This is a genomic window from Lysinibacillus sphaericus OT4b.31, from assembly GCF_000392615.1.
Lineage (GTDB): Bacteria > Bacillota > Bacilli > Bacillales_A > Planococcaceae > Lysinibacillus > Lysinibacillus sphaericus_B.
On sequence record NZ_KB933398.1, the window covers coordinates 3116704 to 3130737 of the forward strand.

Here is a 14034-nt window from a genome sequence, read left to right on the forward strand (position 1 = left end):
TTTTTTTATGTAGAAATAGTCCTTCGTTGTCGTATTAGCTACTGTTAAATAATCGACTTATAAAATTCTCTTTTATCGTTTGTATCATTGAACCAGTTGGTACTGCGATCCTTATCTTTAATGGTAAAAAAATAAATGAAAATAAAGCGAAACCTCCAATCTAGGTTAGCCGTATATAGTAAGTAGATTGGAGGCTTTTCCATGGCTACATTTTCACTTACATATCCAAAATCATTTGATAGACTTTCTAATTTGCCGATTGTTAATGAGCACGACGAAGCAGTTTGCGTACTTCAAAAAATCGAACGTTCAACTATAGGGAAAGTGCTTAATACAATGCTCTTGATTGCAACGCAGGATTCACTACCACAACATTATGAAACACGTACTACACAAGGAACTCCACTTTTTCGAGTGCAATCTACACTATTCACTAAAGGCATAAGTCACCAGCTAATTATGCCTGATGGTAGCATTTTGCCCATCCAACGGAAAACTGTTCAACTTTTAGAATCTTCCTATTCTTTTACGATGGATAGTCTTATCTTCCGCTTTGAAAAGGACTTCACTTCAACTGCTTATTTATATTGCAATGATGAAAAAATTGCGAGTGCATGTTATGTAGAAAATAGCATTGTACGGGAAGGTATCGTCTATAAACTCTTCCATTCAGACGATACTTTATTCGTGGCATTATTGGCTTCACTTTACCAATCTCTATTTGTAGGGAGTAACTAACTTCACTTTATGTTATAATTCAAATCATTCTACAGAGTTGTGAGGCGTAATATGAACGGACAACATCGAAAAGACATCCACCCTGGTCTTGAGGTCAACATTATCCTCAAAAAAGATCAGCGGTCAGGTGTAAAAACAAAGGGCATTGTAAAGGATTTATTAACAAACGCTGCTTTCCATCCACATGGAATCAAGGTCCGCTTAACTGATGGACAAATCGGCCGTGTTTGTGACATTCTGCAAAAATAAGATAGCTGGTTATCTCTTATCGAGGTAGCCAGCTTTTTTACTTACTAATGGCTACTTAGCGATGAACGATAAATATTTTCATAAGCTTCCCTACCTTTTCATTATGTTAAATGATAAATTATTGCAGGCTTAGCCTGAACTCTTAACTATCTGAACAGACACTTCCCAGTTTTACAAAAGGCCACAATGTGACTGTTCCTACTATGGAATCTTGAGAAATAAAACCAACATTTTGGTGCCGACTGTCTATACTTCTACGACGATTATCGCCTAGTACGAAAAAATGTCCTTCTGGTACAGTCATTTCACCTAATTGCTCTTCTAAAGTGAAATCATATGTAAAATCCCCTTTATCTTGTAGGGCTTCTTTGTATTTCATTAAATATGGCTCTTCATACTTCTCACCATTTATATATAAATCATCATCTTTATACGAGATATGATCTCCAGGTAAACCTATTATTCGTTTAATATAATTCGTATCTTCATTTTCTTCAAAGACAATAATGTCAAATCGGTTATAGTCCGTTAATCGAGGGCCTATTTTGTTGATTAATACTTTTTCTCCATCTTTAAAAGTAGGCATCATGGAAGCACCATCTACAATTACGGGCGACAGGATGAAATAACGTACTCCCATCATAAAAATTACCGTCAGACCTATGATCTTTACCCATGCCCATACTTCATGTTGATCTTTCTTCTTTGTCAAAGTAAACACTCCCATCCTTTAATGAGGATATCCCATTATACGTCAATAGTGTATACGATTTACTAAGCAAAAAGTTCCGGTAAGTCTTCGCTTGAAATACCCCATTAGCAATTGCATGTCACAAAATAAAAAAGCAATATGTACAAATTGAAATATACATATTGCTTTTTGTTATTAGCGAATTGTTTTTAAAGCTGTTGTCCATGGAATGACTTGATCTAACATTTGGTTTACTGAATCAGCTTGCACATCTTTTGGCTTAAATACTGAGCCGTTTTCGAAGTCAGTAAATAAAGATAGTGCTGGATGTACACGAACATCAGCTACTAATAACTCTCCAAGGATACCTCGTAAGTGTTCTGCAGCACGCGCTCCACCAACAGAACCATATGAAACAATACCGGCTGCTTTGTTATTCCATTCTTCACGTAAGTAATCTAAAGCATTTTTAAGTGCCCCTGAGATGGAATGGTTATATTCTTGAACAATGAAGACAAAGCCGTCACATGCAGCAACTCGTTGAGACCATGCTGCTGCTCCAGAAGCATCTCCACCCGGCTCACCTAGCAAAGGTAATTTAAATTCAGCAATATCGATAATTTCATATTCTGCATCACGACGTTTTTCTGCTAATTCTTTAACCCATTGACCTACTTGTGGGCTTAAACGTCCTTCACGTGTACTACCTAAAATAATCCCAATTTTCAACATTTCTTTTCCTCCTTGTTGTTCATCCGTTGAACTGAAACCGAATAATTTTTTTATAAAATTCAAGCTCGTTGCCTCCCTATCCTCCTTGAATTTTAAGGAAAACAGCTCTCTAAGCCATGGTGTACAGGAATAAGTTCCTTTATACACAATTGACTCATAATTTATCGAGAGCACGTAATAATCAATATCTTGAATTCGAGATATTAATAAAAAAAATATAAATTCATTGTTATGAATTTACTTCGAATCCCTCTACTATCTTGAATTCGAGATAAATTTAACATACCATAATCATCATTGTCAATTGTTTCGTTTCAGATTTTTCTTTTCTCACTAAAAAAACAAGAGACACAACGCTTTGCATAATTGAGTCTCTTTAAAATCCATTTATTTTATTTTGAGTGGACGCTCTAATGCAGCTAGTTCATCTTCAATCGAAGCGAACTGTCTTTCCATTACATATTTGGCATCTGCAATGGCTGCATTATAAATGTGCGGTGCTACATATTCCTTCACAAAATCGAATATTCTTTCAGCCTCAAATTCCGTTATATCCTCGTCTCGATTGTTATAAAAAAACGTTGAATGTCTGCGATTATTAACTCTTGTTGATCCTTTGTTAAACGAATAAACAAAAAAATCTCCTCCTCTCTATTAGTACACAACCGATTATCACTTCAAACTGCATCTATTTTTTCACAAAAAGACTGAATTATCATCATCGTATAATTCAGTCTTTTGTTTCTTTATTGTTTACATTCAAATGAATAGCTTGTTGATAAAAAATTTTTTTCCTTGGCGACAATGGCTTTACCACCATCATCCTCACATTGCTGTGTCATCGCTTCAATTTTCTTTTCATTCATATTATTGGTCATCAGCGTCATGCCTCCCCCAAATACAGCAATCATCAGACCAATAATAATCCATAACTTGCCAGCTTTATTACCGGCAGGTCGCCCATTTCCCACACTAATTCCCCTCTCTAAACAAATAAAAACGGTTCTGTATCAATGGTAGATTGTACAAATTCCACTGTTAATTTTTTATCTTCACACATCGCTGCCATTTTTTTAGCTACACCCGCGATCATCACTTTTTCTACATGATGGCCAGGATCCACGATTTGCAGACCAATAGATTGTGCATCTTGTGCTGTATGGAAATACATATCGCCTGTTAAAAACACATCTGCCCCCGCACGTTTAGCTGTATAAATATACTTATTGCCGTCACCACCAACAAGTGCTATCTTTTTAATCTTCGACTGTAAATCACCAACGACACGTACTGTTGGAACATCTAGCTGCTGCTTTACAAATTCTGCAAACTCATGCAGCGTCATTTCCTTTTGCAAATAACCAATACGTCCTAGGCCCATGACATTTGTTCGCTGGTCTAAGCGAACCACATCATATGCAGGTTCCTCGTAGGGATGCACATTTAACATCGCCTTTAATAGACGATTTTTGATAGAGGCTGGGAATACGACTTCCACTTTCACTTCTTCCTCGACATGTAACTTACCAATCGATCCCACATGCGGATTTGCTCCTTCTAACGCACGGAAACGTCCTTCTCCGATTGTGGTGTAGCTACATGCTTCATAAGATCCTAAGCGCCCTGCCCCAGCCTTTGCTAGCGACTCCCGTAGTTCCTCTGCATTGACAGAGGGAATAAAAACAGACAGTTTGAGTACATCCTCTGCATATGTTTCTTCTAATATAGCACGATTTTCAAGCTGTAGAGCATCAGCCAGTAAATCATTGACACCGCCTTCAGCTACATCTAAATTTGTATGTGCTGCATAGACAGCTATATCATGCTTTATAAGCTTTTCATATAATTGTCCCGCTGGATTATCCGTGCGAATGTTCGCAAGACGTCTAAAAATGGGTGGGTGATGCGCTATAATAAGCTCACATCCTTGCGCAATGGCTTCATCTGCTACTGTTTCGTTGACATCCAATGTGACTAAAACTTTTTTTACAGGTTTATTTAACGTGCCGATTGCGAGTCCAATGGGGTCGTTCTCCATGCATGCTAGTTTTTTAGGTGACCATGATTCAAACAATTGGATAATTTCTTGACCGTTTACTGTTTTCATCTCATAAAACCCCTTCCACTAACTTAAGTTGAGCTATTAACTCTGCGCGTTTACCTTCAATTTCAGGTGTTTGCTCTGCTCCTTCAATAGATTGTAAAACACGCTGCCAATTTTCTTTTTCACGCGTCCATTTTTTTATGAATGCTGGCGCTTTACGTAGCATTAATTTTGGACCATATAAAATTTCTGATGCAGTTAGCTCCATCGTCCCTCTTTGCAATACAAGAATTTCATAAATTTTATCATCTTCTTCTAAAATTTCTTCATCCAGAATCGCCCAATTATTCGCTAATGCCCATTCACGAATTACTTTTGCATGAATATTTGGCTGCAAAATAAGTCGTGTAACACCTTGTAGGCTTTGAGGATGTTTTTCTAAAATCGACACAATTAGCGGTCCGCCCATACCTGCAATTGTAACTGTATCGACATGATCAGTCACTTCCACTGCTGCTAAGCCATCAGCTATTCTCACTGTAATTTTATCTGTTAAGCCTTCTTTTTGCACTTGTCCCACAGCTGATTCAAACGGACCTTTGACCACCTCACCCGCTACTGCGTAAGAAGCAATCCCTTTATGAATTAAATAGCAAGGCAAATAGGCATGGTCACTGCCTATATCAGCAACTACCGCACCTGTTGGAACAAATTTAGCCACTGTTTCTAATCTTTTTGATAATTTTTGTGCGTTCATTTTTTACCGCCTACCTTATATAGAGTCCACTCTAGTATGTATGATGTCGTACAAAAAAACAAATGGAGCTGTCTCAAATTTTGAGCAACTCCATCAAAATAATAGAGGCTGTACCAAAAGCGTTCAAACACTTTTAGTACAGCCATAGTCAAACTATTTTAGAGTAGAAATGTATTCAGCGATTGCTTTTGCTTCCGCTTCATTTTTCATTCCTGGTGTCATTGGTGTGCCTTCAATACCGTTAGTTAATACATCTACGATATGAGCTTCATCTAATCCGTGTAGGTTTGGACCAACACCACCAGTTAAGTCACCACCGTGACAACCGATACAAGATTGTACTAATGCAGAACCATCATCAGTAGCTTCTGTAGTTTCGCCACCACCCTCATGTTCTGCAGCAATTTCTTTCTTGTTATCTGCTCCTTGTATAGACATGAAGAAAATAAGACCAATACCAAATGCCAGAATTAAGATGTAAGGAACGACTGGATTGTTTTTCATGTGTTTCCCCTCCTCATTTTTAAATCTACTTCTATTATAATATAGAATCAGTCAACATCTAATATTGTACTGCATTAAACAAGAAACGAAAAGCCCTATTCGCTAAGTTTTCCTATGTTTGTAACAAATTCGACGTTTCTGTATCAATTGGATAAAATATGTCTTGATATCCCCAAGATTTGGACTTCTAAAATACCTTTTCCAATCGTTAATAGTTTTTCTTCTCGAAACTATCTTTCCACTTCAAGCGCTTTCATATACCTAAATTCATCATGATTTTTATTATTTCATGCTAAAGCATATCTTTATGTTAGAAACACAATTATTAAGTAAAATATCATTTTCTGTCTTTTGAATCACTTTGACGCAAATATCTAATTACTATTTCACTAAATAAGCCATACTATTATTTTAATATATCATTATCCCTTGTTTTCATTGTTATCTTCTTTTAAGAATACACATAAAAAAAGCTATACTACTATTTTAGAAAAATAAAAGTCCCTCCTTTGAGCTTTCGATCAAAGGAGGGATACCTTTATGTTAAGTTTATGATATAATAGCCAATCAGTGCAATTAACCCCAGAACACCTGAGACTGTGAAATAAAGCAGTTTCATTTTTATGCCTGACCACAGCCACACGCCACAATTTGCCGCAATCAAACCAAATAATACAATATTATTCCCACTAAAATATGTAGTACAAATGCGAATTGAAACACTAAATAACAAAATAGCTGCAATAATATGGAGTATAGGAGCCAGTAAGTTATTTTTCTTTACAACTCGGAACGCTGTTATGAATAATGTAATCGCAGCAATAGCCACAATAACTGTTAGAATCATTGTTAAAGAAGGTACTGTAAAATAGACATATAAGAGTGCAATTACGCTAATACATAGAGCCCCTAATAGGAATATCATTTTTCGTTTTTCTGAGGGCAAGATCGCCTGTTTATGAGTCGCATACTCAAGCTCCTCTACGTCTGTTCCTTCTGCATAGAGCGTTGCTAAAAAATCGCAATAGTGCTCAGGTAATAGTTTGTTTTGTTTCCAAAACAAGATTTCATTTAAAATAATTTTTTTTCGAGGATTTGTCATAGTGTATTCTCCAAACATTGCTTAATAATGGTTGTATTACAATTTTATCTCACAACCTGGGAAAGGGCATCTGTAAAAAGTCGCAATATGGAGAACTTATGACCCGTTCTTATTAGGCATTTTTATTTCAACTGCTTTTCATAAGTAACGCTATCATTTATATTTTCAGGTAGATTGTCTTCATAAGGACGATGTTTCTTGTGCAAAACGATAGATGAGTCTTGAAAGCCGCATTTATAATTTTTACCGAATGTTAGGAAAATATGGCACTTCGGTAGGAAAACCAAATCCTAAAAACCAACGATACGCCATGTTCGTTTGGATTTCTTTAATCGCACAGAACAAATACCAAATACATATTGAATAAATGTATTTTACTAGAACAATCGGATCAATACTTGATTGGAGCGCAGGCGGCGACTTCTGCGGGAAAAGCATGAACTGAAGTCCCCACAAAAGCGTAGCGACGAGGAGACTGAAATCATGCCCGCGAAAAGCGTCCGCCGTAGCGGAAAACAACGGGTTCCTATAGATACTTCTATTTGAAAAGAAAAAAGACTGTAAACAAACTCAATTTTTTGAGCAGTTTACAGTCTGAAATACCTCCAATAGAAGGTATCTTTTTATAAGGAATTATTCTAAGAAATCTTTTAATCGTTTACTGCGAGAAGGGTGGCGTAATTTACGAAGCGCTTTAGCTTCAATTTGACGAATACGTTCACGTGTTACACCAAATACTTTCCCAACTTCTTCTAGAGTGCGTGTGCGTCCATCATCTAAACCAAAACGTAAACGTAGTACGTTTTCTTCACGGTCAGTTAATGTATCTAAAACATCTTCTAATTGTTCTTTTAACAGTTCATATGCTGCATGGTCAGAAGGAGATTGCGCTTCTGAATCCTCAATGAAGTCACCTAAGTGTGAATCGTCTTCTTCCCCGATTGGGGTTTCAAGAGATACTGGTTCTTGCGCAATTTTTAAAATCTCACGTACTTTTTCAGGAGTTAAATCCATTTCTTCACCAATTTCTTCTGGAGAAGGTTCACGACCTAAGTCCTGTAGTAATTGGCGTTGTACACGAATTAATTTGTTAATTGTTTCTACCATATGCACAGGAATACGGATTGTTCGTGCTTGGTCAGCAATAGCACGTGTAATGGCTTGACGAATCCACCACGTTGCGTATGTCGAAAATTTAAAGCCTTTACGATAGTCGAACTTTTCAACTGCCTTAATAAGCCCCATATTCCCTTCTTGGATTAAATCAAGGAATAGCATTCCACGACCAACATAACGCTTCGCAATCGAAACAACAAGACGTAAGTTTGCTTCTGCTAGACGTTTACGTGCTTCCTCATCACCTTGTTCAATACGTTCAGCTAGCTTAATTTCTTGATCTGCAGAAAGTAAATCAACGCGACCAATTTCTTTTAAATACATACGTACAGGATCATTTATCTTCACGCCAGGTGGCACGCTCAAATCATTTAAGTCGAAAGTTTCTTCACTTGCTTCTTCTTTCATTAAACTTTCTTCTTCAAATTCTTCTTTACCAATGATTTGAATGTCTTTATGTTTTTCAAGATCTTCAGCGAAGTGAAAAACCTCTTCGTTTTCCAATTCATAAGGTGATAATTTCTCTGAAATTTCTTTCATCGAAATTTCACCTTCTGTTTTCGCCTTTTCTTGAAGCAATTTTTTTGCTTCATCTAATGTAATTTCCACTTCTACCTCTTTTGAACGTTCAGACTTGTCCGCCATAAACCTTCCTCCTTCTAAACAACCGAATCGGGTTAAATCGCCGATAACGATTTTCTTAAATGAATAATCTGTTGGGCGATTTCAAGTGCACGCGCATACTCATGCATCTTCTCCGCTTCCTTTGACTCATGCATCTTTTGATGTATTTCTTGCTCAATTCGATATTTCTGCAGCTGGCGAATAGAATCTGTAACCTCTGCTTCCGCGTGATCAGGGTCTCTTTCTACCAAAGCCGCCTCCATAACAATTTTTCGTAATTCAAGGTCATCTAAAATCTCTACAAAGCGTTGATAATCCGAATGACCGTATTCCTCGTAAAATCCTACTAAGCGAACAAAAACAGCCATATACGCATCTCGTACAAAAGGCTCTCTTTGTTCATTACGTAATACCCTGTCCACTACATCTATATTATGAAGCATATGAGCCAGTAATAAACGTTCGGCACGTTCGGCTGCGTCCATAGGCTTTTGTTGCTGCGTGACTGGCATCGAAGGCACCTGTATTGGTAGCTCTACTTTTGCAGAGCGTACCTGACTTGCCTCTATTTTTCGAAATTGAGCATAAATCGCTTCTTCCGAAATATTTGTTTCATTTGATAGCTGTCGTATATACAAATCTCGTTCGACTGGTGAGGATCTACCTACTAGTTGTTCGAGTACTTCTTGAATATATTGAAGCGTATCGTTTTCAAACTGAAAATTCTTATTGCGTCTAGCATGCATCATCATAAAAGCAATATACGCATGTGGATTTTCCAAAATTTGTTCTTTAAAGGCTTGTCCACCTAGACTCCGAATATATTCATCAGGGTCTTGTTTGTCAGGTAATACTGCAATATCAACTTTCATGCGTTCAGTTTGTAGTAACTGGGCCGCCCGTTTTGCCGCATCAAATCCAGCATTATCACCGTCATAGCAAATCGTAACTTGCTCTACTAAGCGCTTTAGCTTTGTGATATGCTGATTCGTAAGCGAAGTACCCATTGTAGCGACGGCATTCGTTACACCCACTGAATTAGCTGCTAAAACATCCATAAAACCTTCCATCAATACTACTTGACGATTTTTTCGAATGGAGGTTCGTGCCTTGTCTAGGTTATAAAGCACTTCACTCTTATGGAAAATCGGTGATTCTGGACTATTTAAATATTTTGCCTCTTCACCAGTCGATGAAAGTATTCGCCCTGAGAAAGCAATGATTTTACCATTCTCATCACGAATTGGAAACATAATACGCCCTCTAAAACGATCAAAATAGCGTTCTTCCCCTTCACGCTTGATAATTAAACCACTATCCGCTATTTCTTGTAAGTTATAACCTTTTCTTTCAAGCAATATCGTTAATGCATCAAAGCTTGGGAGAGACCATCCAATGCTATTAGATTCTATAAGTTCCCTTGTAAATCCTCTTTCTAGCAAATAATTTAAAGGCTCTTCACCGTCTTCTGTGTTCAACAGTAAGTGATGAAAAAAATCCGCTGCAAAAGTATGCGCTTCTTTCATGCGCTCTTCTGCTTTAGAGACTGTTTTCGTCACTTCAGGTAAACTTGGGCCAACATCTAAATGTATGCCCGTACGTTCACCAAGTTTCACGACTGCGTCTGGGAAAGATATACCTTCTATGTCCATGACAAAAGTAATGGCATTACCGCCTGCCCCGCAACCAAAGCAATGAAAAATCTGCTTATCTGTTGACACAGAAAAGGATGGTGTTTGTTCTCCATGAAATGGACAGAGTCCAAACCAATTACGCCCACGTTTTGTGAGTTGCATGTATTCACTAATGACATCCACAATATCAGATTGTGTCCGAATCTGTTCAATCACTTCTTCTGGAATCTTCCCTGCCAATTTCATCACCATCTTTAAGTTACGTTCTAAACACAATTCGCTATCCGTTTTAAAAATCCTTTATTTCTCGACAAAAAAATAGGAATTTTCTCTTTTTAAATATTTTTACCACAATTTTATTATTATAAAACAAAAATTAGTTTTTATCTATACTATTTTCAATACCGACCCAAAAAAACCGCCTCTAACAACCCGAGGTGGTTTACTGAACTTTGTTTCTTATTGACAATTTGTAATATGTTCGATAATTTCATTTGCTGTTTCTTCTACAGCTTTGTTCGTCACATCGATAACTTTGCAACCAATTTTACCGACAATTTTTTCAAAATGTTGAATTTCTTCTAAAATACGCGTATGTTGCGCATAGATGGCATCATCATTCAATCCTAAAGACATTAATCTTTCTTTTCTTATATAGTTTAATTTATCAGGAGAAATAATTAAGCCAAAACATTTTTTTTGATCGATTTGTAATAACTCTTCTGGCGGCTCCACTTCTGGTACTAAAGGTACATTTGCCACCTTATAACGTTTATGTGCTAAATATTGTGAAAGTGGTGTTTTCGATGTTCGTGATACCCCTACCAGTACAATATCAGCTTGCAATAAACCACGCGGGTCTCTACCGTCGTCATATTTCACCGCAAATTCAATTGCTTCAATTTTTTTGAAGTAATCATCATCAAGCTGATGTACAATACCTGGTGTTTCAAGTGGATATTCTTCCATAAACGTAGCCATTGATTTCAGCGCAGTCCCCAATATATCCACGGCGTGCACTTTTTCTTTCTCACATAAATCATGTAACAACGCACGCATCTCATGTCGAACAAGCGTATAAATAATGAATGCCTTCTGTTTTACTGCTAGACATACAATTTTTCGTACTAGTTCTTCAGATTGGATATGTGGAAAACGACGAATAATCGTTTTTTCTAAACCTGGTCGGAATTGACTAATAACGGCCTTTGCTACTTGGTCACCCGTTTCACCGACTGAATCGGAAACGACAAAAACTCGAAGTTTCTTCATACTGTTCCCCTCAATTTTAGACATTTTGTGCAAGTGATAAGAAAGCACGTGTAATCGTCGTCTTCGTGAGACGCCCAACAATTGATAAGCCACCCTCTTGTGGTTCTATTACCGGTAACGAATCTACTTCACGTTCGATTAGTTTATTCGCTGCAACAATCAACGAATCCGATCTTTCACAGTACGAAATATTTGGCATTCTCGTCATAATGATATGTACAGGAATTTTATTTAAATCTTGCGTGCCAATACTTGTACGCAGTAAATCCTTGCGAGACAGTACTCCTGTCAAAAATTCGTTCTTATCTACGACAAAGAGGGTCCCCACATCCTCCGAAAACATGAAGCAAATCGCATCATACACCGTCATTGTTTCTGGTACAACGACTGGTCCGGAGTGAAAATCTTTCACTTTTAAATTGTTGATGCTATCTGTCATTGTAACAGACGTTTTTTTACCTGAATAGAAGTAGCCAACTCGTGGTCTAGCATCTAAAAATCCCGCCATCGTAAGGATAGCTAAATCTGGTCTTAAAGTCGCTCTTGTCAGATTAAGACGTTCTGCAATATGTTCGCCTGTAATCGGGCCGTTTTCTTTCACAATTTGTAAAATGTCTTCCTGACGTTTATTGAGTTCGATTGGACTCACCGCCTCAAATCTAATAGTGTTATACTCATGCTCAATTATTATATACTATTTTAATGGTTATTGCGAAGAAAAGAACTACATGCTACAATATTGACACAGACGCTTGCTCTACATGTATTTTCGAGCGATATTGCGTTATACAAGCGATGATAGGAAAAAAGTATCTGTTCTATTTAATAGCGAGTAGAAGATGGTGAAAGTCTACACAGTAACAGAGAAAAGGCACTCCTTGAGCTAACTTTTTGAAAAGAGGTTTTAAACAAGTCGTTTAAAACAATCAGGGTGGAACCGCGGGTATTAGCACTCGTCCCTGGGCATTATTTGTGCCCGGAGACGGGTGCTATTTTTAGTTTAACTAGGATTACGGCAAATGTCTGATTTTGAAAAATTTTCAAAGTCTAAATCAAGCGAAGCGTCAGCAACAACAAATCCGCCAAAGTAAATCTGATTAAACGACTCACTTATTTTATGAAAAACAATGAAGGAGGCTATTTTAATGGCTAACAAATCAATGGAAACTATTGTATCTTTAGCGAAACATCGAGGCTTTGTCTTCCCTGGATCTGAAATCTACGGAGGCTTAGCAAACACGTGGGATTACGGTCCCCTTGGTGTTGAATTAAAAAACAATGTAAAAAAAGCATGGTGGCAAAAATTCGTCCAAGAATCAGAACATAATGTAGGTATCGACGCTGCAATCCTTATGAACCCAAAAGCATGGGTTGCTTCTGGACACGTAGGTAACTTCAATGACCCGATGGTTGACTGTAAAGCGTGTAAAGCGCGACACCGTGCTGATAAAATCATTGAAGACGCTGCGTTAGCAAAAGGTGATGAAATCATTGTAGACGGTATGACGTTCGACCAAATGAAAGAAACAATGGTGAAATACGATGTTGTTTGCCCTGATTGTGGCAAGGCTGATTTCACAGATATTCGTCAATTTAACTTAATGTTCAAAACATTCCAAGGTGTAACTGAATCTTCTACAAACGAGATCTACCTTCGTCCAGAAACAGCACAAGGGATTTTTGTAAACTTCAAGAACGTCCAACGCTCTATGCGTAAACGTACACCATTTGGTATTGCACAAATCGGTAAATCGTTCCGTAACGAAATTACACCAGGTAACTTCACATTCCGCACACGTGAATTTGAGCAAATGGAGCTTGAATTCTTCTGTAAACCAGGTGAAGATCTTGAATGGCATGCTTATTGGAAAGAATTCTGTAAAAACTGGTTACTAAACTTAGGCATGAAAGAAGATTCAATGCGCCTTCGTGACCATGAGGACGATGAATTATCTCACTATTCAAATGCGACAACGGATATTGAATTTAAATTCCCATTCGGTTGGGGCGAACTTTGGGGAGTAGCTGACCGTACAGACTTCGACTTAAAACAACATATGGAGCATTCTGGTGAAGATTTCACGTATATTGATCCAGTTACAAATGAACGCTATGTACCATATTGTATCGAGCCATCTTTAGGTGCAGACCGTGTAACATTAGCTTTCTTATGCGATGCCTATGATGAAGAGGAGCTTGAAGGAGATGATAAACGTACAGTATTACGTTTCCACCCTGCTCTTGCACCATTTAAAGCAGCAGTGTTACCACTTTCTAAAAAGTTATCAGATGAAGCTGCAGATGTGTGGTCGGAGCTTCGTAAAGCATTCCCAGTAGACTATGATGAATCACAATCAATTGGTAAACGCTATCGTCGCCAAGATGAGATTGGTACACCATTCTGTATCACATACGATTTCGATTCAAAAGAAGATGGTCAAGTAACAGTACGTCACCGCGACTCTATGGACCAAGTTCGCATGCCTATCGCTGATGTTAAGGCATATATCGAAAAACATCTTCAATTCTAATTAGATATGTCGTGCTTTAGCCTACTGCACCGAAAGTGTA

Annotated in this window: 15 protein-coding genes and 1 pseudogene; 3 read left to right on the forward strand and 13 right to left on the reverse strand. The window is 37.6% G+C overall.

The features are described 5' to 3' along the window. Positions 1-201 precede the first annotated feature (201 nt). Positions 202-738: a tubby C-terminal domain-like protein gene (locus tag H131_RS14305; RefSeq protein WP_010859890.1), complete on the forward strand. Its 537-nt coding sequence runs from the start codon at positions 202-204 to the stop codon at positions 736-738. Positions 739-789: 51 nt separating this feature from the next. Continuing rightward, positions 790-987: a YwbE family protein gene (locus H131_RS14310; protein WP_010859891.1), complete on the forward strand. Its 198-nt coding sequence runs from the start codon at positions 790-792 to the stop codon at positions 985-987. A 142-nt stretch (positions 988-1129) separates the two neighbouring features. Here H131_RS14310 and lepB read toward each other — a convergent pair whose 3' ends face one another. From lepB to H131_RS14370, 13 genes and pseudogenes are all read right to left on the reverse strand, one after another. Then, positions 1130-1699 (reverse strand): signal peptidase I, encoded by a 570-nt coding sequence (lepB, locus tag H131_RS14315; RefSeq protein ID WP_010859892.1) that lies wholly within the window; start codon positions 1697-1699, stop codon positions 1130-1132. Positions 1700-1873: 174 nt separating this feature from the next. Next, positions 1874-2473: an NADPH-dependent FMN reductase gene (locus H131_RS14320; protein ID WP_010859893.1), complete on the reverse strand. Its 600-nt coding sequence runs from the start codon at positions 2471-2473 to the stop codon at positions 1874-1876. A 324-nt stretch (positions 2474-2797) separates the two neighbouring features. Next, positions 2798-2962 carry a DUF2164 family protein gene (locus H131_RS14325; RefSeq protein ID WP_419185167.1) on the reverse strand — a complete coding sequence of 55 codons (165 nt, stop codon included), beginning with the start codon at positions 2960-2962 and terminating at the stop codon, positions 2798-2800. A 194-nt stretch (positions 2963-3156) separates the two neighbouring features. Further along, positions 3157-3381 (reverse strand): hypothetical protein, encoded by a 225-nt coding sequence (locus H131_RS14330; protein ID WP_010859895.1) that lies wholly within the window; start codon positions 3379-3381, stop codon positions 3157-3159. A 14-nt stretch (positions 3382-3395) separates the two neighbouring features. Continuing rightward, complete coding sequence (locus tag H131_RS14335; RefSeq protein ID WP_010859896.1) at positions 3396-4517, reverse strand: Nif3-like dinuclear metal center hexameric protein; 1122 nt, start codon at positions 4515-4517, stop codon at positions 3396-3398. A 1-nt stretch (position 4518) separates the two neighbouring features. Continuing rightward, a complete protein-coding gene (locus H131_RS14340; protein WP_010859897.1) occupies positions 4519-5211 on the reverse strand; it encodes a tRNA (adenine(22)-N(1))-methyltransferase in 693 nt (230 codons plus the stop codon). A gap of 153 nt (positions 5212-5364) precedes the next feature. Beyond that, positions 5365-5715, reverse strand: coding sequence for a cytochrome c550 (gene cccA / locus H131_RS14345; RefSeq protein ID WP_010859898.1), 351 nt, complete (start codon positions 5713-5715; stop codon positions 5365-5367). Positions 5716-6253: 538 nt separating this feature from the next. Next, on the reverse strand, positions 6254-6817 hold the full coding sequence (locus H131_RS14350; protein WP_010859899.1) for a hypothetical protein: 564 nt from the start codon (positions 6815-6817) through the stop codon (positions 6254-6256). Positions 6818-7026: 209 nt separating this feature from the next. Beyond that, positions 7027-7222 (reverse strand): annotated as a pseudogene (locus H131_RS24555) (transposase); the annotation flags it as partial. A gap of 228 nt (positions 7223-7450) precedes the next feature. Next, the gene (gene rpoD, locus H131_RS14355) at positions 7451-8578 is read right to left on the reverse strand and encodes an RNA polymerase sigma factor RpoD (protein WP_010859900.1); all 1128 of its coding nucleotides are present in this window, start codon (positions 8576-8578) and stop codon (positions 7451-7453) included. Between the two features lie 32 nt (positions 8579-8610). Beyond that, positions 8611-10443 (reverse strand): DNA primase, encoded by a 1833-nt coding sequence (gene dnaG / locus H131_RS14360; protein ID WP_080647672.1) that lies wholly within the window; start codon positions 10441-10443, stop codon positions 8611-8613. Between the two features lie 207 nt (positions 10444-10650). Beyond that, the gene (locus H131_RS14365) at positions 10651-11463 is read right to left on the reverse strand and encodes a pyruvate, water dikinase regulatory protein (protein ID WP_010859902.1); all 813 of its coding nucleotides are present in this window, start codon (positions 11461-11463) and stop codon (positions 10651-10653) included. A gap of 16 nt (positions 11464-11479) precedes the next feature. Next, entirely contained in the window at positions 11480-12112 is a 633-nt protein-coding gene (locus H131_RS14370; RefSeq protein ID WP_010859903.1) for a transcriptional regulator CcpN, read from the reverse strand. Positions 12113-12608: 496 nt separating this feature from the next. Here H131_RS14370 and H131_RS14375 point away from each other — a divergent pair, with 496 nt between their 5' ends. Then, positions 12609-13994: a glycine--tRNA ligase gene (locus H131_RS14375; protein WP_010859904.1), complete on the forward strand. Its 1386-nt coding sequence runs from the start codon at positions 12609-12611 to the stop codon at positions 13992-13994. The last annotated feature ends 40 nt before the right edge of the window (positions 13995-14034 follow it).